The 26,591-nt window shown below is 57.9% G+C and carries 19 protein-coding genes and 1 riboswitch; of the genes, 5 read left to right on the plus strand and 14 right to left on the minus strand.

Annotated elements, in window-relative coordinates; genetic code table 11:
* Positions 1 to 335: 335 nt before the first annotated feature.
* From PA598K_RS07440 to PA598K_RS07455, 4 genes are all read right to left on the minus strand, one after another.
* A complete protein-coding gene (locus PA598K_RS07440; protein WP_128656326.1) occupies positions 336 to 5,291 on the minus strand; it encodes an S-layer homology domain-containing protein in 4,956 nt (1,651 codons plus the stop codon).
* A 70-nt stretch (positions 5,292 to 5,361) separates the two neighbouring features.
* Positions 5,362 to 6,921: an extracellular solute-binding protein gene (locus PA598K_RS07445; RefSeq protein WP_128656327.1), complete on the minus strand. Its 1,560-nt coding sequence runs from the start codon at positions 6,919 to 6,921 to the stop codon at positions 5,362 to 5,364.
* Positions 6,922 to 6,962: 41 nt separating this feature from the next.
* A complete protein-coding gene (locus PA598K_RS07450; protein WP_128656328.1) occupies positions 6,963 to 7,826 on the minus strand; it encodes a carbohydrate ABC transporter permease in 864 nt (287 codons plus the stop codon).
* A 16-nt stretch (positions 7,827 to 7,842) separates the two neighbouring features.
* Positions 7,843 to 8,784 carry an ABC transporter permease gene (locus tag PA598K_RS07455; protein WP_128656329.1) on the minus strand — a complete coding sequence of 314 codons (942 nt, stop codon included), beginning with the start codon at positions 8,782 to 8,784 and terminating at the stop codon, positions 7,843 to 7,845.
* Between the two features lie 267 nt (positions 8,785 to 9,051).
* Here PA598K_RS07455 and PA598K_RS07460 point away from each other — a divergent pair, with 267 nt between their 5' ends.
* Entirely contained in the window at positions 9,052 to 11,316 is a 2,265-nt protein-coding gene (locus PA598K_RS07460) for a helix-turn-helix domain-containing protein (RefSeq protein ID WP_128656330.1), read from the plus strand.
* Between the two features lie 59 nt (positions 11,317 to 11,375).
* On the opposite strand, the gene PA598K_RS07465 is transcribed toward PA598K_RS07460, so the two are convergent.
* The 8 genes from PA598K_RS07465 to metA all read right to left on the minus strand — a co-directional run bounded on the left by PA598K_RS07465 (position 11,376) and on the right by metA (position 20,032).
* Positions 11,376 to 12,455, minus strand: coding sequence for a Gfo/Idh/MocA family protein (locus PA598K_RS07465; protein WP_128656331.1), 1,080 nt, complete (start codon positions 12,453 to 12,455; stop codon positions 11,376 to 11,378).
* Between the two features lie 21 nt (positions 12,456 to 12,476).
* Positions 12,477 to 13,340 carry a sugar phosphate isomerase/epimerase family protein gene (locus PA598K_RS07470; protein WP_128656332.1) on the minus strand — a complete coding sequence of 288 codons (864 nt, stop codon included), beginning with the start codon at positions 13,338 to 13,340 and terminating at the stop codon, positions 12,477 to 12,479.
* Positions 13,337 to 14,206 carry a sugar phosphate isomerase/epimerase family protein gene (locus PA598K_RS07475; protein WP_128656333.1) on the minus strand — a complete coding sequence of 290 codons (870 nt, stop codon included), beginning with the start codon at positions 14,204 to 14,206 and terminating at the stop codon, positions 13,337 to 13,339. Before PA598K_RS07475 ends, PA598K_RS07470 begins: the two co-directional genes overlap by 4 nt.
* A gap of 37 nt (positions 14,207 to 14,243) precedes the next feature.
* Entirely contained in the window at positions 14,244 to 15,233 is a 990-nt protein-coding gene (locus tag PA598K_RS07480; protein WP_128656334.1) for a Gfo/Idh/MocA family protein, read from the minus strand.
* 288 nt (positions 15,234 to 15,521) lie between these two features.
* Entirely contained in the window at positions 15,522 to 16,424 is a 903-nt protein-coding gene (ytxC, locus tag PA598K_RS07485) for a putative sporulation protein YtxC (RefSeq protein WP_128656335.1), read from the minus strand.
* A 265-nt stretch (positions 16,425 to 16,689) separates the two neighbouring features.
* The gene (gene mqnC / locus PA598K_RS07490) at positions 16,690 to 17,826 is read right to left on the minus strand and encodes a cyclic dehypoxanthinyl futalosine synthase (RefSeq protein WP_128656336.1); all 1,137 of its coding nucleotides are present in this window, start codon (positions 17,824 to 17,826) and stop codon (positions 16,690 to 16,692) included.
* Between the two features lie 97 nt (positions 17,827 to 17,923).
* Positions 17,924 to 19,084 carry a PLP-dependent transferase gene (locus PA598K_RS07495; RefSeq protein ID WP_128656337.1) on the minus strand — a complete coding sequence of 387 codons (1,161 nt, stop codon included), beginning with the start codon at positions 19,082 to 19,084 and terminating at the stop codon, positions 17,924 to 17,926.
* A gap of 30 nt (positions 19,085 to 19,114) precedes the next feature.
* Complete coding sequence (gene metA / locus PA598K_RS07500) at positions 19,115 to 20,032, minus strand: homoserine O-acetyltransferase MetA (protein ID WP_128656338.1); 918 nt, start codon at positions 20,030 to 20,032, stop codon at positions 19,115 to 19,117.
* Between the two features lie 97 nt (positions 20,033 to 20,129).
* Positions 20,130 to 20,239: riboswitch (SAM riboswitch) on the minus strand.
* Positions 20,240 to 20,445: 206 nt separating this feature from the next.
* Here metA and corA point away from each other — a divergent pair.
* On the plus strand, positions 20,446 to 21,381 hold the full coding sequence (gene corA / locus PA598K_RS07505; protein ID WP_128656339.1) for a magnesium/cobalt transporter CorA: 936 nt from the start codon (positions 20,446 to 20,448) through the stop codon (positions 21,379 to 21,381).
* Positions 21,382 to 21,479: 98 nt separating this feature from the next.
* On the opposite strand, the gene PA598K_RS07510 is transcribed toward corA, so the two are convergent.
* Positions 21,480 to 22,730, minus strand: coding sequence for an MFS transporter (locus tag PA598K_RS07510; protein ID WP_128656450.1), 1,251 nt, complete (start codon positions 22,728 to 22,730; stop codon positions 21,480 to 21,482).
* A gap of 236 nt (positions 22,731 to 22,966) precedes the next feature.
* Here PA598K_RS07510 and PA598K_RS07515 point away from each other — a divergent pair, with 236 nt between their 5' ends.
* From PA598K_RS07515 to PA598K_RS07525, 3 genes are all read left to right on the plus strand, one after another.
* The gene (locus tag PA598K_RS07515) at positions 22,967 to 23,869 is read left to right on the plus strand and encodes a LysR family transcriptional regulator (RefSeq protein ID WP_128656340.1); all 903 of its coding nucleotides are present in this window, start codon (positions 22,967 to 22,969) and stop codon (positions 23,867 to 23,869) included.
* Positions 23,870 to 23,894: 25 nt separating this feature from the next.
* Positions 23,895 to 24,710, plus strand: a complete 816-nt coding sequence (locus tag PA598K_RS07520) for a histidinol-phosphatase (RefSeq protein ID WP_128656341.1) — start codon at positions 23,895 to 23,897, stop codon at positions 24,708 to 24,710.
* Between the two features lie 193 nt (positions 24,711 to 24,903).
* The gene (locus tag PA598K_RS07525; RefSeq protein WP_128656342.1) at positions 24,904 to 25,752 is read left to right on the plus strand and encodes an EamA family transporter; all 849 of its coding nucleotides are present in this window, start codon (positions 24,904 to 24,906) and stop codon (positions 25,750 to 25,752) included.
* On the opposite strand, the gene PA598K_RS07530 is transcribed toward PA598K_RS07525, so the two are convergent.
* Complete coding sequence (locus tag PA598K_RS07530) at positions 25,749 to 26,588, minus strand: DUF695 domain-containing protein (RefSeq protein ID WP_128656343.1); 840 nt, start codon at positions 26,586 to 26,588, stop codon at positions 25,749 to 25,751. The genes PA598K_RS07525 and PA598K_RS07530 overlap by 4 nt on opposite strands.
* Positions 26,589 to 26,591: the final 3 nt, after the last annotated feature.

The following is a 26,591-nucleotide window of genomic DNA, read 5'->3' on the forward strand; positions in this document are numbered from 1 at the left end:
GGCGGAGCACGCAAAAAAAGCACGCATCCCGCAAAAGGGACGAGTGCTTGACATGACCCGTGGTTCCACCCTCATTCAATCGCGGCCATCGCCGACGATCCTTGAGCCATCCGGTAACGGAGATGAACCGTTGCCGCCTACGCACCTGACGCTTGTGGCGTCGGCTTCAGCCGCACAGCTCCGAAGGGGTATCCCTGTCGATGTATCGGAAGGAAATTGCAGCCATGTTTCCTCTCTCTGGACCGTACAAAGTGGACAGAGCATTGTCTTCGTCAAGACGCTGTTCATGTACAACATTATACAATCGAAACGCCGATAAGGTCAAGGCAGCCGCCTCATCGTGGAGGCGATGCGTGCCGCATCAGGCGCACAATGACGGTGATCGCTTCCGCTCTGCTTGCCTCTGCATGCGGCTCGAACCGGTTGCCCGCCCTGCCGTTCACCAGTCCCGCGCTGCGGACGGAGCTGACCGCAGGCTCCGCCCAAGCCGGGATCTCCGCTGCGTCCGTGAAGGGAGCTTTCTCCTCTGAGCCTATGGCTGCGGAGTCCAGCGCCTTTAGCCCCCCGGCCAACATTACCGCAAGCTGAGCCCGCGTCAGTCGAGCGTCCGGACGGAAGCTCCCGTCCTCATAGCCTTGCATCAGCCCCGACTGGACTGCCTGCGAGACGGCTGGCCTGGCCCAATCGCGTATCGCTCCTGCATCCCGGAAGTCCGGCAGCGCCGTCGGCCGATTGATCGGCTGGAGCGCGTTCACAAGCATGACGACGAACTCCGCTCGCGTCACCGGACGCGCGGGCTGGAAGGTGCCGTCTTCATAGCCCTTGACATAGCCTGCTTGCAGTCCCGTCCGAATCTCCGCCTCGGCCCAATGACCGGCAATATCGGAGAAAGCCGACGACTCAGTCGGATCATCAGCCGGATCGGTCGACCCACTCGCTTCCGGAGACGCTTCCGGCTCAACCGCTGCTGCCGCCGAGCCTGGATGCACCAGGAGCTCCTCTTGACTCTGGCTGACCGAAGGGAACCATGACCAACCGGGAGGCGAGACTGCCGGCTCCTCGTCAGGATCAACATCGAGCTGTACCCGTACGAATCCGTTGTCTTGCGTAAATGCCGCCTCCGTACCATTCCACAATACCCGGGTCGTCCCCGGGGCATATACGATCGCCGTCATGTCGGTGACGCCGGATGGCGCATCAGTCGTCAGCTGCAGCTCAGTGCCTGCCAGGTCAGCCTCGACGCTTACATCCTCCGCCTCGTATCCGCTGCCGTCCGTCCAATAATAATGCAGCTTACCTTCGGTTTCACGGTCGCCATTGAAGTAGAACACCTGCGTCCTGCCGTCCTTCAGCTTGATCTCGATCTGGTCATCTGGCGTGCGCCTTGCGCTCTCGATCCGGCTCTCGCCGGAGAGCGGCTCGATGACGCTGACGAATTGCGCTTTCTGCCGGTTCGTGATCCGGTTCACGACAGATGTCGAGTAAGCGCTCGTATCATTCGCCGGGCCCGGCGCTTCGCCCACGATCATGACGGACGGCTGCACCGGCGAACTGGTCAGACTGTACAGCTTCAGTCCGTTGCCGCTCGGCAGACGCCACTCCCCGTTCCACGCCTCTTCCAGGTCCGCCTTTTGACCGTTGCGGAAGAAAGGATAGGCATCCTTCGTCCCAAGCGCTTCCTCCATCGGCGTCAGGTCGCCGCCCGGCGTGAATTCGCCCAAGCCATGCAGCAGCCAATCATACTGGCGCGGAGTATCGGAGGCTACCGTGAACAGATCGATTAAATAATCACCGGTCACCGCTACCGTTCGTTCGTAACGGTCCATATCTGCGTAGGCCTTCGTCGCGCTATTGGTCATGATGCCGAAGCCTTCGCCAGGTAGGAACAGCTTGGTCGGTTCATGCGTCTCGACGCCGTTCTCGGCGGGGATCTGCTGAGTATCGCCGTCCACCGTTACCGTGTTGTGGGCAAAGGTCTTCTTGTAATAGGTCTCGAACATGGAATTGCTGTACGAAGGGATGCCTTTATCCGGCGCGAGACGCTCTCCCTGTCCGAATACCTCTAGATGCAGCTTGTCGAAATGGCCGTGATACCCGCCATGATCGCCATAATCGACCAAAGCGTACAACTGGTCGTTGCCGGTGCCTGAGCGCAGCACTGACTGACCCAGCCCCTCAAAGTTGCGGCTGGCGGAAGGCCACTCGCCAATATTGTCGATCGCTGCCTTCCCGAAGAACACGGCCTGCTCCCCTGCGATGCCCGAGGTCGGGTCGCCCGGCACGATGTAGCCGCCGCGCGGCCTGCCGTTCTCCACATAGAGCCTGTGCAGCAGCGCGCCATAGACGGGATCGTCGTAATGAGCGTATACCGCCTCGTAATCCATCGGCACCACCCGCCCCGGTGCGCCCATACTGGTCGGATACTTGCCGGAGTTGTTGCTGTTGATGATCCCCAGATCCGGGAAAGCGTAGTCGATCGGCATATCGAACGTCTTCTTAAAAGGCCCGCTGGCGAACAAATCATACCCCATGCCGCGCAACCCGAGCGTATGATAGAGCAGCGCCGCCTGGGCATAAACATGATAACCGATCGCGCCCTCGTACCAGAAGCCGTCCGACAGGACGCTGTTCTCCATCTGGAAGGTGAAGCCGCTGCGTCCGTTAACGGAGTGATCCATCAACGCCTCGTCCTCCAGGATGGCGCCGATCAAGCCAATGGCCGCGTTATGCCAGGTCTGCCAGTTGGACTTGGCCACATCGTAGGCCTGCAGCGTGCGGGCTGAAGGGGCGAACAGATTCTGCTCGATGTCGTGCTTCTCCGCTTCGCTCAGCACGCCGCTGGACGCGATAAGATCGTAGGCATGCACCAGCTCGATCATCTGCACCGCTTCGTCGAGCGACTGGTAGAACAACCGCCCGTTCTGCGCCTGCAGCGGATATTCGGGGTACAGCTTGGCATAGTTCACCAGGATTTCCTTGGCCTTGGCCGCATACCTCACCTCATCCGTCAACGCGTACACAATCGCCAGATTGCGCGCCGCCTGGACGTTCAGCGTATGGGTCGTGAACCGCCATCCCGCATCGACTTGCTCGCCGGTGTGCAGTTGACCGTCGGCAGGGCAGAGATGGGCATGCGGGCTGTTGTAATCATAGATTAATGTTACGTCGCCGCATACGAACCAAGTGGTTTGCCCGGCAGGCTTGGATGGGTAATAGACGGTCTTGTCCACCCAGTCATCCGCTTTTGCCCGCACAGCCGCCAGGTAGTCCTGTGCCCAAGGATACGTTTGTATTTTGACTTTGGCCGCATCCAGCTCCTCGGCCGCGACCATCACATAAGGGTGCTGCTTTACCTGGCTCCCCCGCTCGCCGATGGCAATATTCAATTCGAGCGCGACCTCCTTGCCGCCCTGCTGCGGAGTCACCGCAAACGTTGCAAGAGCCGCCTCGCCCGCTTGGGCATCTGCAGGCACACGCACCCGGAATGATACCTCCGTCTCTTCGCCGTCCGTTACGACTTCTGTAGCCGTCTCATAGTTGAGCTCATAGCCTGCTGGAAACGGTACTTTCGAGGAGATGCCGTAGGCTGTATCCGTCCCGCCGATATTGCGCAGCAGGAAGGTGTACTCCAGCTCCGCTCCCGGCAGCGCGCCTTTATCGATTCGCTTGATTGAAGGCTCGATGGCGTTTTTGGAGAGCGCCATACCGTCAAAGTAGAGTACGTCCGTCGGGTCGGGCTCAGGATCCGAGCCATACCAGCGCGGATGGATGATGAGTTGGGTAAAGTTGGCGAAGCTCGCATGACCATTGGAGTTCAACATGCGATTAAACGGCAGCTCAACCTTCTTCCAGCCGGACCAGTCTACGAAGAAGGTCGACATGAAGTATTCATTGCCTGGAATGTCATTGTCCGGCGTCTGGAGGATGAAATAGAGCTTCTTATTGGACGCCCGCTCCGAATACAGCCAGAACTCGATCTGGTCGTGCTCTTCCCACAGCGCCGTAATCCCCGTCACATTGATGGCGCCTGCGGGGTTCGTCCATCTTCCAGAAAACTCACCTAATACGGGGTGCTCCGAGTCCGGTGTCGTGTTGGTCCAACCGGTGAAGCCCTCCATATCGCTGATCGGATAGCTGCCGCTTCCGGACAGATCGATCGTATAGACATGGCTGGTCTCTTCGCTCGTCTTGTCCTCCGCGACCGCATAAGTCGTGATCGTCCGCGACGTGTTGACCAGCAACGGCTCCGTGTACAGCTTAAAGTCGGCATCCATGCCTTCCACCTTGTAGAAGATAGAAGCGCCTTCTGTGGCGGTGGTCAGAACGACCGTCTTGGCTTCCGCATAGGTACCCGCTCTCGGCGCAGCCTCGACCGGCTCCACTACATCCCGGTAGACAATCGTATAGGGATAAGTCGTCTCCCCGCTCTCCACGCCATGGAGCACCGTCTTGACGATGAGCGCCGTATCCTCAGTCAGCGTGATTGGAGCTGTGTAATGCAGGAAATCATCATCTACACCGACGCGTTTATAATACAGCTCCGCCAGACTGGCCGGACGTGTCTGCGACGATAAGGCGACCGTCACCCGGTTGATATATTCGCCGGCCGGCTTGTCCGTCACGGCCGGATGCAGCTCGCCGCTGCTGGTCAGCCGCATATCGTCGAGATAGAGCTGCAGCCCGGTATCCAGCGTCGTGCCGGAGACACCAGCCTGGTCGAAGCGGACATAGTCTAGCGGCCCCCACGGCTTGGCCTCAGCACTGCTCCGCTGCTCCTGCACGACGGCGAGCGGCACCTCGATCTCTTTCCAGCCGGTCCAATCCAGTGGCAGCCGGTAGTAATAGTAGTTGGTATCACCCTTCATGAAGAAACGGAGCTGGATCGGCTTGTCCGCCTGATCTCCCGTCCTGGCTTTCACCGAATACGCCCATACCTTGAGTGTCTCGAATCCGTTCAGATCAACCTGCGGAGCATGTTTGGGATAAATGAGCGCCGAACCCGCCGTCAGCGTACCGGAGGCATCGTTAAAGGCCAGCAGCCACTTCTTCGAGCCGATTCCTTCACGGATATAGTCCGGGTCGCTATTGGCTTCCACAGCAATACCTGCCGTACCGACCGTATCGCCGGTGCTGTTGGCCAACGAATCCATATTGTTGAGCTGCAAGGAAATCGGTACCTCCTGAGGTGCGGCGAGCGCCTGCTCCGCAGGGGCAAACAGTTGGAAGCTGCTGATCGTAAGCAGTGCCGCCAGCCATATCGACACGCTTCTTCTGAACCGAACGGATATCATGGATTCCTCTCCTTTTGGTCAATAGAGCTTGGTCAGCCGCCGGCCACAGCATAGATGCTAGCTCATAAGCCTAGTTGGCCGCATTCATCATTCGTTCGTAAGCCTGGGTGAACGTGTCTACAATCTTGTCGACACCCAGTTTGTTCTGCTCGGTGACATAGCTGTCCCACTCGTCAAGACTGCGCTCGCCAATAATAAACTTGGAGATGTTCTCGTCTCGATTTTTGTTGAGGGCATCGCCGACGGTGCTGAGCACTTCCTGCTCCTCGGCCGTAAAAGCCGGAATCGGCTGCTGTTCGCTGTCATACTGCGGTCCCTGCTCATAAGCCGCCTTCAGCTCGGGGGAGGCAAGCGAGACATGGGCGTCATAGTCGAACCAGATATAGGTGCCATCGGTTGAGAGCCCCGTCTTTTTGCGCATGTCGGATACGTCCGTGTATTTCTCGATGAATTGCTTGGCGCCATTTTCCTCTTTGTAGCTCTCGCCTTCCTTGCCCCAGCTGACCAGCGTCCGACCTTCCTCGGTGTAGAAGAAATCTATGAATGTGACGATTTCGTCAATCTTGCTGGTCTTGGAGGAGATCATGAAGCCTTCTTGCGCAATTTGGGTAAAGGCGTTTTTGCGCGGACCGCCTTCCCATCCGGCAGGCGGCGCCATAAAGTTCAGATTGAAGTCCGGGTTCTCCGCACGCAGCGCCGAGTTGAAGAAGTCGATCCGCCCCACATAGTCCAGGGTGACGAAGGCCCGGTTGGTCGACATCAGATCCTGCCACAGCTTGGTGTCCACGGTCAGGAAATCCGGCGGGATCAGCTTCTCGGCGTAAAATTTGTTCATATACTCGACCATGGTCTTGAAGTGATCTTCGGTGGCCCCGTAAACAAACTGCTCCTTGTCAAAGTCATAATACACGGCAGACAAATCAGCATTCATCGAACCGACGGTACCAAAGGATGCGCCGAAGTTCATCAGATAACGCAGACCGCTGCGGAAGGTCAGCGGATAACTGTCCGGGTAGAGCCGCTTCAGCTCCTTGAGCGTCTCATAGAGCTCGTCCCACGTCTCTGGCTGCTCCAGGCCATGCTCGCTGAAGACATCCTCCCTATACATCCAGATCATCCGGTTCGTCTCGCCGATTCCCTGATTGGGGAAGATATACATCTCTCCATTGGACGCGATGACGCTTTGGACAGCCGCCGGGTGCTCCTCCATCCACGCCTTGAAATTCGGCATCTGATCCACGTAATCCAGGATGTTGACAAGCGCTCCCTGCTGACCGTACTTGTCGGCCAGCGGCTTGGTAAACGTGTAGAGCAGATCCGGCAGATTGCCCGAAGCGATCGTCAGGGCGAGCGTATCCTCCAGGGAACCGCCCGGCGGCGTCTGGATGTCCAGCGTCACGCCAGTCTTCTCCTCGATATAGCTCCAGATCGGCCAGTTCTCGTTATATGGCCAGCTAGGGTTGCTATAGTTCAGGAAGGTAAATGACTGTTTTGCCGGCGCTTGCGGCGTGCTTGTGTTCTCACCTGTGTTAGCCGGCGGCGTACTGGCGCCCCCGTTGTTCGAGCATGCTGCCAGCAGCGTTGCCCCCATGACCAAAACCAATGATGCGGATACCCATTTCTTCTTCATTGTCTTGAACTCTCCCAGGATGATTATGGCATGAATTTATGTTAACCTTTGACCGACCCGATCAGCGCGCCCTTGGCGAAGTACTTCTGCAAAAACGGGTAGACCATAAGGATTGGCAGCGTGGAGACGATAATCGTCGCATACTTGATGGACTCGTCGACGAGCAGCGAGTCGCCGCCGACACTGCCGCCGGCGTTATTGCCGCCCCCTTGGAGCACTAGATTGCGCAGCACTACCTGCAGCGGGAACAGCTCGGTATTGCGCAGATAGAGCATCGCCGAGAAAAAGTTGTTCCAGATCGAAACGGCATAGAATAGACCTATAGTGGCCAGGATCGCCTTGGACAGCGGCAGCGCCAGCCGGAAAAACACACCGATATCGCTGAGGCCGTCGATCTTTCCTGATTCCTCCACTTCTCTGGGCAGTCCTGCAAAAAATGTCCTCATGATAATCAGATTCCAGGTGCTGACCAGCGTCGGCAATACCATCGCCCATATAGTATCGACGATGCCGTAAGCGCGCACGACGAGAAACGTTGGAATCATGCCGCCGCTGAAGAACATAGTGACGACAATCATCATCATAAAGCCGCGCTGGAACATCATTTCGCGTTTGGAGATGGCGAAGGCGCCGGCCGCTGTTACAATAAGTGACATTGATGTTCCAAGTACGGCATAAACAATCGTGTTGATGTAGGCTTGGATGATCTTGGGGTCCTGCAGCACCATCTTGTAGACGTTTAGATTGAAGCCTTTGGGCCACAGGAATACTTCGCCCCTCAGCACATGCACATTGCTGCTCAAGGAGACGGCGATCATGTAGAGGAACGGATACAATGTGGCGACGATCATACCGCCCATAAACGCGAACAGGAACAGGTCGAATACAGATAGTCTGGCTCTCATGCCGGTACGTCCCCCCTTACCATAAGCTAGTCTCGCTCACCCGGCGGCTAATCCAGTTGGCCGTCAGGATGAAGACCAGATTGATCAGGCTGGTAAACAGGTCGATGGAGGCCGCATAGCTGAAGTTGCCCTGTGTCAGCCCCGTCCGGTAGACAAAGGTGCTCAGGATATCCGCGGTGCCGTTGATGGCCGGATTCAGCATGAGGAACACCTTCTCAAAGCCGATCTCCAGCACATTGCCTACATTGAGGATCAGCACAATGATAATGGCTGCCCGGATGCCCGGCAGCGTCACATGCAGCATCTGCTTCCAGCGCGACGCGCCATCCATACGGGCAGCTTCGTAGAGCTGCGGATCAATCGCGGTCAAAGCCGCCAGATAGATGATCGTCTCCCAACCGACATGCTGCCAGATCTCCGAGAGTACATAGATGCTGCGGAACATGTCTTCGCGCGCCATGAAATTTATCGCGTCCAAGCCCAAGCCCTCGATCAGTTGATTGACCAAACCGCTCGATGGCGACAGGAACAGCGTCAGCATACTGACGACGACGACATTGGAGATGAAGTGCGGCAGATAGCTGACCGTCTGTACGAACCGTTTGAACATCATGTGCCGCAGCTCGTTCATCAGGAGCGCCAGAATGATCGGGGCCGGGAAGCCAAAGATCAGCTTGTACAGCCCCAACAGGAAGGTGTTGCGGATCAGCTTGAAAAAATCCGGACTTTCAAAAAACATCCGGTAATATTTCACACCAACCCAGTCGCTCTCCCAGATGCCGCGGAACAGGTTGTAGTCCTTAAAAGAAACTACGATTCCGAACATCGGAACATACTTGAACAAAATGTAGTACAGCAGTGTGGGCAAAAACAAAAGCAGCAGGTATTTGCTTCTTCCCCATTTGCGGGCGAAGCTGTCTTTCTTGAATACAGGCGTTGCGCGATCCGCATGTTGCATCCAGCCATTCCCCCAGCCTTGTGTAAGATGTGTAGGTCTCATCGACAACCGCTTCCAATTAACATCAACATCGTAGCAAAACTGACGCTATTGCAAAATCACTTCCTTTTGCAAACCTTGATTTATCTTGGGATGACAGGGCTGTGTAGCAGTTCAAGTTAAAAACAAGTCAAGGATGCGAAAAAGTGATATTTGTCGCTTTTCTCGCGCCTGTGCTATACTTTAGCGAACAAAAATGGACGTTTATTTTCGATCGGGGGCCGTAGAATGAAGCTCGCCAGCCCAAGAAATACTTCTCTATTCGCAGCGCTATGCATCAGCTTTGGCGGAATCATTATACTGCTAACCTCTGTTAATTACCTTTCGTATATGTTCTTCAGAGATAACATCCGGAGCGAGATTATTAAAAACAATAGCCTTAACTTACATACAACGGTCGCCAATTACGAAAAGCATTTCGTCCAGCTCAAAAGCAATCTGATGGCCCATGTATTCAATACGGAAGTGCAGACGATGCTGGATGTGCAAAGCCGTCCTTCCGCGTACCCGACGATGCTCAAAATTCAGCAAGATCTCCAGGGCACCCTGAACAACTCCATCCTGTATTTGGAGAATATCATCTATTACTTCAAAGACAAGAAGCTGCTCATCGACAAGGATGGCAGTCGGGATCCGGACACGATGTTTTCCAAGTTTTATGCCAGCGACCACTATACTCCCGCCTTCTGGCTGGAGGAGCTGCCCAGGTCGCAAAGCTTCACGCTCTACCCGGGCGCCGTGTTCAAGGAACAAACGCCCTATGGTGGCGCTTACTACGGAACGCTGCTGCCCGTACTCGCCAAAAAAGAATACGATACGCGATTCGGCGTCATCGCCCTCGTCAATGGATCGGCCATGTACCAAGACTTTCATCAGCGTACCGACAGCGGTTGGTTCTATATCTATGACCGGAACGGCCAGCCGGTCTTCGCCTCCTCCGGGCGGTCGACTGCGGACGATCCCGCGCTATCCGCACTAGCAGGTCAGGGCTATATCGAGCAGGGCGACACCATCTATTTTTATCAACAGGCTGCGCAGACAGGCTATATGTATGTCGATGTCATCCCGATCCGGGCAGTGACCAGCCAGTTCAAACAGATGAATCTGGTGTTCCTGCTCATCCTGTTGACCTCCTGCGCGCTCAGTCTGATCATTGCCCTGCTGCTGGCCCGCAAGTTCCGTAATCCGCTTCATAATATCCTGCAGGCTGTCGAACAGCTCGGCCAGCCGCTCTCGCTGCAGCCTAGCCGGATTACCGAGTTCAAGCTGATCGCCGAGAAGATTCATGATCTGTTCCGCATCAATCATACGATTCACCGCGACCTGGACACCAAAAATTCGCTGCTGCAGCAATATGCCTATATTAGCCGACTCAAGATGATCTCGGTGAATCTAAAGGATATCAAAACGGCCATTGACAGTAATCGTCCTTACCGATTGCTCCTGACGCATCTGACGCTCAAGGAAGAAGCTTTGCTGGATACGACGCTTGAAGCAAGCCGCTCCTATGCGTTGATTACCGAATTGATCCGAATGCATTTCATTGACAACAGCCCCGACTCGATGACGTTCCAGGTCGAGCAGAATGTAATCCTGACGATCCTCTTCGAGCATCCGCAGCAATTGGACGATTCGTATGCGTTGGGACAGCTCCTTTCGCTGCTGCAGCCCGAAACGTTATACTTCCAATTCACCGTCGGAGTCAGCGCCCTTCAGAGCGATGCCGAGAAGTTTAACGAGACGTACGACAAAGTGCTTGAGTACACCAATCAACGCAGGCTCGATGAAGATATTCAAGTGTTCTCGAGACTGGAGACGCTGACACTGCCGATGCTGCCGACGCTGGCCCAGGAGCAGGAGCTGACGGCCAATCTTCATGCAGGCAACGATGCGATCGTCATCCCGCTTGTCCACAAGCTGATCGAGCAGTTGCATAAAGCCGGAGCGCCCGCCCACCATATTATTGCGCTGAGCAAGCAAATTGTAGAAAAAGCGCTGAAGGTAATCTATGCCAAGTCTTTGACTGTGCCAGGCTACGAGAATCCAAAGCAGCCTTACGAAGCGCTGAAGGCTTGCCGCTCGATCGATGACTTCAAACGGTTTTTTGAGCACTTTTTATCCCTTCTGGCTCTGACGGTCAGGAACAAGACAAAGGACAGCGCGTCTGATTATATGATTTCCTTCGTCAAAGACTATGTGGAGTCGCACTACGGGGAGGACATCTCGTTGGATCTGCTGTCCCAGAAGTTGAATATTACGAATTCTTATCTCTCTTCGTACTTTAAGGATAAAACCGGCATCAATCTCAGTGAATATACGCATACGTTCCGTATGGGAAAGGCGATGGAGATGCTGCAAAGCACCGACCTAAAAATCCAGGACATCGCTTCGCTCGTCGGCTATCTCACCGTCGCTCCGTTCAACCGCGCCTTCAAGCGGCATACCGGTGTGACGCCGACGGAGTACCGTCGCCAGCATCAGACGCTGGAGTGAGCAGCAGGCGCATAAACACAAGCCCCGAGCCCGCGCTGCGGGCTCGGGGCTTGTGGACGTTACTCGTTGTATAGATGCGGATTTTGGCGGCGGCAAGCCTCCATCACCTGCAGCTGCCGGCGTACCTGCTGCAGGGTAATATCCGGCTCGACGCCTGTCGTCAGGGTGTCATAAAGCTTGGTATAGAGCTGCTCTGTCATGACGTGGAACGGCGTCTCACTCGGCGGCGTTGGCGCTTCCCAGCTCTCCTCATGCCATGCGAGAGACTCGCTGCAATAGGTCGGTGTTCCGTCAGCCTGAGCCAGCGGCTCATGCACCGCCTGCTGCCGGGGCGCTTCCTCCGGCCGGAAATACTTCCACTCGAGACGGCTGCCATCGCCCTGCAGACCGCCTTGCGTCCCCTGGACGCGGTACGGCTGACGCGCGTAAGCCGAGCATGAGGAAATCTCGATGTCGATCAGCGGCGCGCCGGGCCCGCTCAGGATGAGCTTGACATAATCTTCGGCATCGCCCAGGGTGAGCGCTCGCTCCATCCGGCAGTACACATCCGGCAGCCGGTCGTCTCCGAACAGCTGCAGCGCTTGATCGAGCGGGTGCGGCCCCGTATTCATCAAGCTGCCGCCGTGATAGCTCTGCTGCGTCTGCCAGTCCCAGCGCCGGGCAAAGCCGCTGATCGTCAGATCGACCTGGACGATCCGGCCCAGCACGCCGGAGGCGATCACCTCCTGCAGCCGCCGGAAGGACGGCTGATAGCGCGCTTGCTGAAATACGGCGAGCTGGCCGTTGGAGCGGTCTGCCGCCTCGATCAACTGATCGATCTCGGAGACGGAGCGGGCCAGCGGCTTCTCGCACAACACGCTATAGCCGCGCTCCAGCAGCGCCAGCGTGATCGGCACATGCTCGTGGCTGAACGATGCGTTGACGACCAGGTCAAGCTGCTCGCGCTCGATCATCTCCTGCCATGCCGCGTACGTGCGGCAGCTATACTCCCGTTCGGCACGCTCCCTTCGCTCCGGGATCCGGTCCGCCGCCGCCGCGATGGTATACAGCTCAGGCAGCTGGACCAGCAGGTTGCCATGGATATCCCGGCCGCTGCGTCCCAAGCCGATCAGTCCGACTTTCAACACGCGTTGGGTCACTTCAATCGCCTTCTTTCTCTCCTATACTGTATATTCACTCATCAACTTCCGTACCGTCCTCAAGTCAGCCGCCATCCGTTCGTCCGGCGACAGCGGCGCGTGGCACTCCAGCGTGATCCAGCCGTGATAGGCGATCTCTGCGAGCCCAGCGAACAAGCCGCGGTGATCTGCCTTGCCTTCGCCCAGCAGACACGGCACGAACCGCTCGTCGCCGTATCGCGTCCGCGTCGTGAACTCGCCTGGCTGCGGCGGCAGCTGCGGATCAAGACGACGCTCATCCTTGATATGGACATGGAACAGGCGGGATCGCAGCTTGCGGACAGAGTCTGCTCCGTAATCTGCGCCCGAGATATACATGTTGCCGGCGTCGTGTATCCAGCCGATATTGTCCCGCTCCAGCAGACCGAGCAACCGCTGCGCATCCTCCGCTGACTCAGTCAACGTCTCATTGTGGAGCTCGACCAGCACGTTCACCCCGCATGGCCGCGCGGCTGCGGCGCAGCGGTCCAGCCAGCGGGCCGCCCGCTCATAATGCCCCGGCTCCGCCAGGAAGGCATTGGGCCCGCCGGGCAGGACTCGGATCGCCTCTGCGCCGAGCTCTCCGGCACAAGCCAACAGCCGAAGAAAATCCTCGTAGGTCTGCTCGCATGCTTCCTCCGATGCCGTCGAGAAGCCGCCCGCATAACCTGCCAAAACCGGAATTCGCAATCCGTTATCTTCGGCGATCGCTTTGACTTCCCGTACCTGCCCGGCCGTCGACGATGGCGCAAGATGACTGCCGCGCGCCGCGATCTCGATGCCCTGGAAGCCCAGACGCCTGACTGCGCCCGCCGCCTCGCGGAAACTGAATGCACTGTACGCGCCGCTAAACGCTGCGATATTCATCCTTCAGCCGCCTCTCCCTTCGCCACTAAGGCTCGCAGTCCGTCCAAGGTCATCTGCGTCCCCATCCGCTTCGTGCCGCCCTCCGGGATATAGTGCGTCTCCAGCGTATAGAGACCGTCGTATCCATCGTCTCGCAGCGCCTGCAGTTGCTCCTGCAGCAGGACACTCCCTGATCCCAGCGGTACGCACTGCGGCGAGCCGTCAGGGCGGATAAGCGCATCCTTCAGATGCACATGACCTATTGACTGCCTGATCCGGTCATAGCCGGCCGGATATGCCTCCCGTCCGCCATACGCTTCGTTGCCCGGGTCCCACAACGCTTGGAGAGCTGAGGAGCCGACGGCTTCCACCAGCTCGGCCACTTCCTCCGCATATCCGCCGTTGCATGACGGTTCATTCTCCAGCAGCAGCGTAACCTGCCGCTCCTCCGCCAACACGGCTGCACGCTGCAGATGGCTGACGATCGACTGTCTGTAGGCAGACGGATCGCTCTCCCGCCAGAAAGAGAAGATGCGTATCCGCGACGTACCGAGCAGCCCGGCGATCTCCATTGCCCGCTCAAGCATGCGGAAATGCGACTCCACATCCTCTTCCTGTTGGCCGAAGGTATCTCCCGAAGCGACCTGCCGATCGGAATCCAATGCACACTTAAACACCGGGGAGGCAAGCGCAGAGACGAACAAGCCGCGTCGCTCCACCTTCCTGCGTATCTCGCGAAGCTGCTCGTCAGTTAGGTCCATAACATGGATACCGTCCACAACTCTCAGCTCCACATGCTTCAGACCGTTGCCCGCTGCCCAGTCCAGCGCTTCGTCCAGATGATCGGACACCTCGTCCGTCAATACGCCAAGCGCTTCCCATCTCATCGTGATCTGCTCCTCTCGTATGTGCGATGCAGCCCTTCTATAATACTTCCTGCTCCCGGCCCGTCTCTGCCGAGCGATAGACGGCCTCCAGGACGCCGATAATGCCGCGCGCGTAGGCAGGAGGACAATCCGTCTCCCTGCCATCCCGGATGGCCGCCGCCAGCTCGGCATACTGTCTCTCGAACGGCGTCGCCGTCTGCGGCACCTCCAGCGGCTCATAAGGGCCGCCACGGCTGACCCACAGACTGCGGCCGGTCGCCAGCTTCAGCATCCCGCCGGCGAAGATGAGCTCGGTCTCGTCGCGCACTTCGCCCGGATAGCCCGACTGGACGATGGTGGCGGAGACGCCGGATTGCAGCCGCATGTAGATCATCCCGCTGCCTTCGACGTTGCCTCTGTCGGCATGGCGGGACGTCGATGCGCTCACATAAGACACGGCGCTGTCCGAGAGCCACTGGATTTTATCGATGGAGTGCGTCCCCAGGTTGGCCAGGATGCCGCCGCCCGAGAGCGCCTTGTCCAGGAACCACGATGGACGCGTGTCGCGGAAGTAAGAGAGATGACGGTTATCCTGAATCATGACGAGCGGGCCCAGCTCGCCGCTGCGAACCCACCTCCTGGCCTCGATGTTCTCCGCTATGTAATGCTGGGTATGGCCGACGAGCACCCGGATTCCCGCCTGCTCCGCTGCTGAGATAATTTCGTCGCACTCTGCGGTAGATAGCGCCATCGGCTTCTCCAGCATCAGGTGAGCGCCATGCGCGATCGCTGCCAGCGAGGCTTCCTTGTGCAGGAAATGCGGCAGCGCGATGACCGCGATGTCCGGAAGCTCGTTGCGAAGCATCTCGCGGTAGTCGGTAAAGCCCTTGATCCCCCAGCGCTCCGCCAGCTCCCCGACTTTGGCTTGATCGAGATCCGCCACAGCGCATGCCGTGACGCCTGGCGTCGCGGATATCGCTTCCAGGTGCGACCCGGCGATGATGCCGGCACCCAGCACAGCTACGCGCAGCTCGCGCTTTTCTTGCATCTTATATGCCCCTTTCTTTTTCACGCTTACCCGTTCATATATCGATACGCTGCACTCGCCGGTCTGGAACCTAGATTCCATATGCTCTCCTTCTTATGCAAGCTTGCCTAGTATCGTAGCAGATCCGGCAAGAGAGAGATATATGCAATCTTTCGGATTGTTGACCATTTTTCAGGATGGCGGCAGGGAGGTCTATCATTCATATTAGGGGTCAATCATCGCAAAAATCGAAGAGGTCTATGCGCATCCGCATAGACCTCTTACAAATGATTTGAAGTGCTGATAATCTCAAGTCCGGCTGTCGGTTAGCTGACGATGCAAGCGGCAATTGTCGCAACGCTCCACCCGGTCGATAAAAATCGATTCGATCGTGTTGAAGATCTGCAGCTCCGGCTCCGACGTATGGATGATGATACGCAGCGGGGAGGCTGCGATCAGGCTGCTGACGACGCGATCATCCGCCTGCATCTCCGTCTCCAGCAGTCCCGTCAGGGTGCGGTCGGGCGCCTGATACTCCAGTGGTTCGAATGCATTATCGTATAGCCGGAAGCTGGTCTCGTCCTCATGCACGAGATGCACGACGGGCAGCCGCGGTTCCTGGAGGCTGACAAAGTAGCGCAGCAAGGTCAGAAAATCCTGATACTGCTTCTCCAAAACATACTCGTCGACCGCATACTGCACGATCTCGCGCAGCACAGCCCGGTAGCTGTTTAGCCGGAACGTCAAAAACCCTTGCAAATGCAATCGCCCATGTCCCATCAAAAATGCTTCCGTCTCGCGAGCGACCACCATTTTGCGCTTCTGACGCTCCAGGATCGACTCGGCTTCTGTCGACTGCCCGTTGATGACTTGGGCGCAATACGATTCGATCATCTGCAGCTCTTCGGCATTATGAGCGTCGCAGTAGCGGTGAATAATGCGCCGCAAGGTTTCCGGCTCCAGTTCGTTTATGATATACTCGGCTACGCCAAGCGAGGTCTGGCGACACAGCTTCTCCCGATGCTCGCCGGAGCTGTAAGTGGAGGCCGACGCATGGCATACCACCTCCTGACGCTCTGTATCGATATCCCAATGCAGACTGGGCAGCCCCGGCTCCATCGTCAACGGCGCAAACGCCTCGCTCAGACATCGCGACAGCTTCCATACGGCTTGTTCCCCCTCCGGGGCCATCCCGATCGACAACAATTCCATGGCCTTCCACCTCCGCACAACCTAGGCTGCGGCAGTCCGCTCGCGACCGCCATTTCCTTTACCTAGAACAGTATATGGCTATGGCGGATAGAGTATACGAAGAAGGATGTGGCACAAAACTGCGGCGCTGCCAGGCGCAATAAAAAACGGCCCGCATAACCTTCTATGCGGAGCCGTAATCACTACAACATCATCGACACGATAAAGTATACGAGAACGCCAAGCAGAAACCAGAATACATATTTTTTCATAAGTTCTGTTCCCGTTAGTTCTGCATCATAAAATCGCGCGCCACTGCGTCCGACTCGTGATACACCTTCAACAGCTCGTAGCGCGTATTGCGCTGCGCCGGGATTTTGCCGCATTCGCGGATCAGCTTGAGGATCAGCTCGATGTTGACCTTGTGAGTTGTACCGGCCGCCGAGACGACGTTCTCCTCGATCATCGTGCTGCCGAAGTCGTTGCAACCATAGGAGAGCGACAGCTTGCCGATCTCTGGCCCCATCGTCACCCACGAGGATTGGAAGTTGTCGATGTTGTCCAAGGCCAGACGGCTGATCGCCAGCGTCTTCAAGTACTCCTCCGGCGTCGCCTTCTCGCGCTTCATGTTCGTATTGTCCGGCTGGAACGTCCACGGGATGAAGGCGAGGAAGCCGGTCGACTTATACCCATTCTCGAGGCAAGCGTCCTGCGCGTCGCGCACCCGTGTGATGTGGAGCGCCCGCTCCTCCATCGACTCGCCGAAGCCGATCACCATCGTCGCCGTCGTATTCATGCCGATCCGATGTGCGGTCGTCATGACCTCCATCCAGTCCTGCCATGTCCCCTTCAGACGGCTGATCTTGCGACGCGTCCGGTCATCGAGGATCTCGGCTCCGCCGCCCGGCAGCGAGTCCAGTCCGGCCTCATGGAGCTGGCGGACAACCTCCTCGAGCGACAGCCCTTCCGAGACATCCTTCATCTTGCGGATCTCCGCCGGGGAGAACGAATGCATCGTAATGTTCGGGAACCGCTGCTTGATCCCGCGCAGCAGGTTCGTATAATAGCTGAACGGCAGGTTCGGGTTCGTGCCGCCCTGCATCAGAATCTCGGTGCCGCCGACATCGATCGTCTCCTGAATCTTGTTGAAGATCGTCTCATCCGGCAGTACATACCCTTCCTCCGAGCCGGGAGCCCGGTAGAACGCGCAGAACCGGCAGTAGACATCGCACACATTGGTATAGTTAATATTGCGTCCGACTACGAAGGTCGTGATCGGCTCCGGATGCTTGCGCAACATAATCTGATTGGCCGCGTGGCCCATCTTCTCGATCTGATCCGACTCGAATAACGTGACGATATCATCGACCTGCAGACGTCGACCTGCAAGCGCCTGCTCCAATATTGTATCTACAGTTGGCATGAGATTGCCTCCTTCATCTGTGAAACATTGCACTACTCTTCTCTTATAGTAGCACAAACGGCGGCTCCCCGTCATCACCGGGCGCCGCCGTATCCTGCTAGCTAGCCTCTATCTCCAGTCTTGCCGCCTCAAGCGCCGCTCCGAGATCAGCGATCAGATCCTCGACATGCTCGATGCCTACCGAGAACCGCAGCAGTCGGTCATCGACGCCGATGCGGCGCCGAATCTCCTCGGGAATGTCGGCATGCGTCTGCACAGCCGGATACGTCATGAGCGACTCGACGCCACCCAGACTCTCGGCAAAAGCGATGAGCTGGATGTGGCGCAGCACAGGCTCGACATAACGAGGGTCTTTCAGCCGGAATGAGAAAATGCCGGTGTTGCCAGACGACTGCCGCTCCTGAATCTCATGTCCCGGATGATGCGGCAGCGCCGGGTAGTAGACCTCCTCGACCGCCGGATGCTCCAGCAGGTATTCGGCGATCCGGGTCGCATTGTACTGATGCCGCTCCATCCGCAGCGCCAGCGTCTTCATGCCCCGCATCAGCAGCCAGGAGTCCTGCGGTCCGAGCACGGCGCCGATCGAGTTGTGCAGCACCGCCATCTCCTGCGAGAGCGCCTCGCCCTTGGTGACGATCAGACCGGCCAGCACGTCGTTGTGGCCGCCCAGATATTTGGTGGCGCTATGGATGACGATATCCGCCCCGAGCTCGATCGGGCGCTGGTAGTACGGAGTGAGCAGCGTATTGTCGACGATCGTCAAGTACCCTTGCGCCTTGGCCCAGGTACAGACCGCCGCCAGATCGGTGATCATCATGAGCGGATTGGTCGGCGTCTCGATCAGGATCGCCCGCGTCTCGGGCCGGCTGACGCGCGCCATCTCCTCGATGTCATTGGTATCGACATAGGAGACGGTTACGCCGAAGCGGCTCATAATCCGCTCCAGCAGACGGTAGGTGCCGCCGTACAGATCGAGCGAGACGATCAGATGATCGCCTTGCTTGAACAGGGCGAAGATCGTCTGCAAGGCTGCCATGCCCGAGCTGCAGGCGAAGCCGGCATCTCCCGACTCCAGCTCGGCTGCCGCTTGCTCCAGCACGGTGCGTGTCGGACTCTTGGTGCGAGCATAGTCAAAGCCGGTGCTCTCGCCGAGGCGAGGGTGACGGAAGGCTGTAGATTGGTAGATCGGGTAGCTGACCGCTCCGGTTTTCGGCTCTTGCACCGAGCCGATCTGCGCCAGGCGACTTTCGATTTTCATTGGGCACGCACTCCTCTTTTAGTAAAAGTTCTAGATACCGGCTCCCAGCTCATACGGCGTTTCCTGGTACACATAGTAGTTCAGCCAGTTGGAGAACAGCAGGTTGGCGTGCGCGCGCCAGCTCGAGAGCGGCTGCCGCGTCGGATCGTCGCCGGGATAATAATTTTTGGGGATGGCGACTGGCAGCCCTTTGGCCGCGTCGCGATCATACTCCCACTTGAGCGTCAGCGGATCGTACTCCGAGTGGCCGGTGACGAAAATCTGCCGGCCATTCTTGGATGCGACGATGTAGACACCCGCCTCCGACGATTCGGACAGGATCTCCAGATCCGCCACCTGCTCGATCTCGCTGCGCAGCACCTCGGTGTGGCGGGACTGCGGCACATAATACATCTCGTCGAAGCCTCGGAGCAGCTTCACATTGCGCTTCTCGATCGTATGCGGGAAGACGCCGAACAGCTTCTTCGGGAGCAGATGCTTCTGGATGCCGTAATGATGGAATAATCCCGCCTGCGCGCCCCAACAAATATGCAGCGTCGAGGTGACGTGACGAGCGCTCCAGTCCATAATCGTCTGCAGCTCCTCCCAGTAGGTCACTTGCTCGAAGGGCAGATGCTCGACAGGCGCGCCAGTGATGATCAAGCCGTCATAATGCTGATGCGAGATTTCATCGAAGGTTTTGTAAAACGATTCGAGATGCTCGGCCGACGTATTTTTGGACACATGGGTGCGCGGATGGAGCAGCACGACCTCGACTTGCAGCGGCGTGTTGCCGATCAGACGCAGCAGCTGCGTCTCCGTTGTTTCCTTGGTCGGCATCAGATTAAGTATGGCGATTCGAAGCGGACGGATGTCCTGCTGGTAGGCGACGCTTTCGTCCATGACGAAAATATTTTCGTTGCTCAGAATTTCTTTGGCTGGCAAGTTGTCCGGAACTTTGATGGGCACAGGAATCACTCCTCTAACTGTGATGTGCGGTTGCTAGTATGAGAAAAAGCCCCCTCTCGGGCGAGAGGGGGGTCATAAGGGCAGAAATCTGACGCCTCTCTCATCTCTCAGAAACCGCCGGTTTCCGCAAGAATTAGCACCGTACATATAAATATGCCGGTTGCCGGGCTTCATCGGGCTAGTCCCTCCGCCTGCTCTTGATAAGAAAGTAGTATGCAATTGTCGTACGTCTTCTACTATCGTTTACTTTAACGTATTCCGATATGCGCGTCAAGATCACAAATGCACCGCCCCTCTGACCGCGCCATAAGATACTCCAAAGGCCCAGCGTCTCGGGGGGTTGTCCGTTAGCGACGAGTCAGAGTATACTAGGGCTTGACAAGCAAGGTCATACACGGGAGGTGCTGCGGATTATGAAGATCCGTTGGGTCCAACAAGGCATATTCACCATGGTCGAAGACATCGATACTACATTGACGGCACCTCCGTCGGGATTTTATTGGATCGACGCCGACCTGGACGATCTGGTCGTCCTGCAGCCGCTGTTCGGCATGCATGATCTGGCGGTGGAGGACTGTCTGAACGAGGCCGAGCAGCGGCCGAAGATCGAATACTATGATGGTCATTATTTCGTCGTGATGAACAGCATCCGTTTCGATGACGAGGAGATCTTCCTGCGGGAGCTCAACATCTTCCTCGGACGGCATTATATTATCACGGTGACCGGCCAGCGGATCAATGAGCTGCGTTCCCTCAAGCCGGTGCTATGGGAGCATGAGGTCGATACGCCCGACCGCTTCCTCTACCACCTGCTCGATATGGTTGTGGACAATTACTTCCTCGTCGGCGACCGGATCGAGGCGAGGATCGAGAAGCTCGAGGAAGACATCCTGATGCGCACCAAAAAGTCGCATCTGACGGAGATCATCGGTCTGCGAAGCGAGATCCTCTGGCTGAAGAAGACGCTTGGTCCGCAGCGCGAGGTCATCTCGATCCTGCACAAAAAGGAGCTCAAGCTGATCGACGCGAAACTCCATCCTTACTTCAACGACGTCTACGAAAATGCGGTCAAGGTCGTCGAGACGTTCGATACGTATCGTGATCTGATGGGCAACTTGCGCGAGGCCTACCAGTCCTCGCTGTCCGGCAGAGCCAATGAAATCATGCGCATCTTCACGGCGCTGACGACGATCTTCATGCCGCTGACGTTTATTACCGGCATCTACGGCATGAACTTCGACTTCATCCCCGGCCTGCACTTCCGCTATGGCGCCTATGTGCTGATCGGCCTGATGCTCCTGGTCGGGATGGGCATGCTCTATCTGTTCCGCAAAAAAGAATGGCTGTAAGAGGTTGTTCAAAAAGCACGCACGATAAGTCTGGGATGCAAAGACGCCTTCAAAACCACGATTCATGTGGCGCTGAGGGCGTCTTTTCGTATCGTCCGCTACTCTCGCACCGTCGTCTCGAAGCTCAGCGCTTCACGCCGCCCCTTGTCGAGCTGGACAAAGAACAGCAGTACGATGCCGATGACGAAGAAGGCGACCAGCGACAGGATGGCGAGCCGACTTGAGCCGGTCAAGGTACCGACGATCGAGAACAGCAGTGGCCCTGCCACCGACGAGAACTTGCCCGACAGGCTCAGGAAGCCAAAAAACTCCGCCGCCTTGGACGACGGCACCAGCCCGGCATAAAGCGAGCGGGCCAGCGCCTGGCTGCCCCCCTGTACAAGCCCGACCATGATGGCCAGCGCATAGAAGTGGACGGCGCTCGTCATAAAGTAGCCAAACGAAACGATGACAATGTAGACGACAAGCGTCGCATAGAGCGCCCGCTTGGCTCCCGTCCGCATCGCCAGCTTGCCGAAGGCGATCGTCGCCGGGAAGCCGACGAACTGGGTAATGAGCAATGCGATGATCAGATGCGTCATCTCGATGCCGATGCCGCTGCCGTAGATGGTCGCCATGATGATGACGGTGTTGATGCCGTTATTAAAAAACCAGTACGCGATCATATACTTGAGCAGCTCGGGAAACCGCGCGATGCCGCGCAGCGTCTCGCCAAGCCGTCGCAGACCGGCTCGCACGACCGTCGCAGCCCCCTCGCCGCGCGCTCTCGGCACATCCTTGACATGCCGGAACAGCGGGAGCGCAAAGACGATCCACCAAACGCCGACCGTTGCAAAAGCCGCCTGGGTCGCTAACGTCTTGCTCGGGAAGCCGAGCAGCTCCCAGCCCTCGATCATGAACACATTGATCGCCAGCAGCAACCCGCCGCCGATATAGCCGTAGGCATAGCCGCGGCTGCTTACATCGTCCCGCCGGCTCTCGTCGGCCAGCTCGGGCAGCATCGCATCGTAGAACGTATTGCCCGCCGAGAAGCCGATCGAGCCGAAGATCGCCAGGATCGAGGCGAGCAGCCAGCTCCCCTCGCCGACGAGCGCCAGCCCCGAGCTCGCAAGCGCTCCCATGAGCGCGAAAATGCTGAGGAAGCGAACCTTGGCGCCGACATGATCGGCGATCGCGCCGAGGATCGGCGAGATCAGCGCCACGCACAGCATCGCGATCGTCTGCGTGTTGGCCCAGTAGATCTCGGCCTTGTTGCCCGGCAGCCCCGCTCCCGCCACCGTCTCATAGAATACCGGCAGCACCGCTGCCAGGATCGTCGTCGCAAAGGCCGAGTTGGCGAAGTCGTACATCAACCAGCCGCGCACCGCTTTGGATTCCGCCGTTCGTCTCGCATTGCGCTTCACATCATGTCCCCTCTCCTGTTTACCTGCATCCCCACCTTTTCGACAGATAGTGGCCTTTTCCTCCTGACGATTGCGGTGAAGATTGCGTAAATGCTGCGACGACTTTGCTGAATACCTGTCCATCCCCTATAATAGAAGTTCAGCAGTTGCAACTCTCGGACTAGAAATCAGGAGGAATGCCGATGAACATCAGCCAGCTCGAAACGCTATTGACCCTATCCCGCACGAAGAGCTTCCGCAAGGCGGGCGAGCAGCTCAACCTGACGCAGCCGGCCGTATCCGCCCAGATGCGAAGCCTAGAGGACGAGTTCAAGGTCGTGCTGCTCGATCGCAACCAGCCGGTGACCCTGACCGATCAGGGCGTTGTGTTCCTGGAGCACGCCGAGCGCATCCTGGCCGTCGTCGCCGAGCTCCGGCAGAAGCTCTCGGATCTGAGCGAGACGCCGCAGGGCCATATTACCCTCGGGACGACCGCCACGATCGCCATTCAGATCCTGCCTCGCGTGCTGTCCTACTTCCAGGACCAGTTCCCGCTCATCAAGACGACGATCCACTCCATGCCCTCATCGATGGTTTTGCCGAGCGTGGAGAGCGGCATCGTCGACATCGGTATCACCTATCTGGGCGAGCGCAACCCCAATCTCGAATCCTCCATCCTCTACTACGACACCTACGAGCTGGTCGTCTCCAGTGATCATGAGCTAAGTCACCTGAAGCATACAACCGTCGACCGGCTCAAGGATCTGCCGTTTATTATGCTGTCGCCGGACACGCTCGGCCGCCGCTTCATCGACCAGATGTTCCGCAAGTACGACATCCAGCCCAACATCGTCATGGAGCTCTCCAGCAGCGAGGAGGTCAAGCGGATGGTCGAGATCAACCTCGGCGCCGCCGTTGTCTCCAAGCAGTCGATTGCCAAAGAGCTCAGTCTGGGCACACTGAAGATGATCAAGGTCAATGAGCTTGAGCTCAGCCACCCGGTCGGCGTCATCTACAAGTCGGGCCGTTATCTGAACTCGGCGATGCGGCAGTTTTTGAGCGACCTGAAGGGGATGCCGGAGGATCAATTTATTAGTACCGAATAATGCACGCGCTTGGAGGAGATCGACCATGAAATTTGACTTGCATACGCATCATATTCGCTGCGGCCATGCGGAAGGCACGATCGAGGACTATGTCCGCGCCGCCATCGCAGCAGACTTGCACGTAATCGGCATCTCGGATCACTCTCCCTACTTCGCAAGTCCCGAGGATCAGGCGTTCCCGTACATCGCGATGGCCAAAAGCCAGTTCGCCGAATATATCGAAGAGGTGCTGCGGCTCAAGGCGCAATATGCGGATCGGATCGAGGTGCTGCTTGGCGTCGAGTCGGACTTTTTCCCGGAGCATCTGGAGGTCTATCGCAACGCTTACGCCCCATACCCATTCGATTACATCATCGGCTCCGTGCACCAGAGCGGCGGCGTGAGCATCTTCAACCGCAATCGCTGGAACGGTCTCGATGAACAGACGATGATCGAGCAAAAGGTGCTTTACTATGACCTGATCCGGCAATCGGCGCGCAGCGGCCTGTTCCAGATCCTCGGCCATATCGATGCGATGAAGGGCTACTACCCGGCGTTTTCCGACATCCCGGCAGCGGCGGCCATCGACGAGACGCTGCGGACGATCGCCGAGTGCGATATCGCCATCGAGATCAACACCTCGGGAGGCACCAAGGATGTTGGCGGCTGGTATCCGTCGGACGAGATCCTCGAGCGAGCGCTCCATTACGGCGTCCGCGTCACCTTCGGCTCGGATAGCCATGTCCCCGGCAGGATCGGCGAGGACTGGCATAAGGTGCGCGCGCGGCTGCGCGAGATCGGCTACCGGGAGTGGGTCTTCTACCGGCAGCGGCAGCCCGTGACGGTATCGCTGGAGGATTGAAGCGCAAGCGGTAACAAGCCAACAGCATGCGACGCCAGCACGCAAAAAAAATGGACCCGCTCTCTCGCGGGTCCCAATACTTTATATAAAAAAAGGGGGTCTTGTTAAGTATAATAGCCGATCTTTGTAAAAGGACGATAACAGCTATATTTCATTTGTGTGACAAATGCAAACGACGGGGAATGATTACGCTATGTGGATGCTCATCGCGATCGGGAGCGCCGCGATCTTCGGGCTGGCCGGGCTGGCCATGAAAATATCGCAAATGCGCGGCGGCTCGAACGCTACGCTGCTGCTGGCGCTCTATGTGAGCGGCGCGGCCGGCTTCGCCTTGCACGGAGCTGTGGAAGGCACGCTGAACGCCCTGCTGACGGACTGGCGCATCTGGGCGGCTGGCGCGGTCGTCGGCGCCGGCTCGGCCTGGGGCAATGCCGTGTTCATGAAGGCGCTTGCCTATGGACCCGCCTCGCTGACCTCGCCGCTCGTCAATATGAATATCGTCCTCGTCATCGCCATGGGCATCTGGCTCTATGATGAACCCTTCTCCGGCTCGGAGGCGACTGGCGTCGGCCTGCTGCTGCTGGCGATCATCCTGATCGCTATCCGTCGCCAGGAGCCGATCACGATCCGGGAGAAGACGTGGGGACTGTACGTCGCTGCTGGCATCCTGCTGTTCAGTCTCCGCAACGGCGGGCTGAAGGTGACCGAGGAACTTCAGCTGGAAGCGACGCCGATCCTGCTCGCCGCTTATGCGCTGTCCGCACTCTGGTTCCTGCCACCGCTGCTGCGGAGCGGGGATCGCGCCTCCCGCCGCATCGGCTGGCGATGGGGACTGCTGGCCGGCTTGTTCTCCTATGGCGGCTTGCAGCTCTATGCGATGGCGCTGGAGACGGGCAAGGCCAACCTGGCCGCCCCGATCTTCGCCACCAATGGACTGGTGATCGCGCTCGGCGCGATCCTCATCTACCGCGAGCGGCTGACGCCGCTCCAGAGCGCCGCATTCGTCTGCATGATGGCCGGGCTCGTCGTCATCCGGCTCTAGCTCCGCTCCTCCGAGCGGCCCAGCCAGCGCCTGAGCGTCTGGATCGCGCCGATGCGGCGGCTGGCGCCCAGACGTATCCGCTTCAGCCAGGAGAGCCGCAGCACGGCTCCCCAGCCGTCATAGCGCCCGTCTACCGTATCGACGAGCTTATACAGCTCGCCGACCCGCTCATTGACCGTCTCCAGCCGCACATCCTCCCAGCGGCTGATGACGAGCGAGTACGGGTATTCCGGGCGCTCCTCCGGCACCTTGCCATCCTCCACCTTGTAGCCCATATGCTCGACCGCCTGCTTCATCTCGGCGCGATCCTCGTCCTGCCTGAACATCAGCCAGTGGTACACTTGACGGGGACGCTCGATATGGTCGCCCTTATGGATGAGCGCATAGACCATCTGCGCGTTATGGATATACATCTCCTCAAGCTCGCTCGGCATCAGGAATCGATAAAAGGTCCAGTCCGGGTCGGGCTTGCTGTAGAAAACAATCCGATCGTCCCGGAACAGCAGCCGCAGCTCGCGCTGCTTCGCCTCCATCTCCTCATCCGGCGGCGCATAGTAATAAAACTCCAACCGCTTGGCGGTATTGATCCGGCCGATGTAGACCGTCTGCAGCGCAGCGCCAAGCGCCTCCTCCAGCCGCGATTCCAGCCGCTCCAGCGCCTGTACGGCGTTGCGTCTGTCCTTTTGCTCCTTCATCAGCTGCATCAGATTGATGGTCGCCGACAACAGCTCGCTATGGCCTTCCGGCCGCTTCTGCTGACGCCAGCCCATATTGACCAGGATACGCATCTGCTCCTGCTCGGTCCGACGTTCAAAAAATCCCCAGTTATCGGCCATGAC

Source organism: Paenibacillus sp. 598K (genome assembly GCF_003851045.1).
In the GTDB taxonomy this organism is placed as follows: Bacteria; Bacillota; Bacilli; order Paenibacillales; family Paenibacillaceae; genus Paenibacillus_D.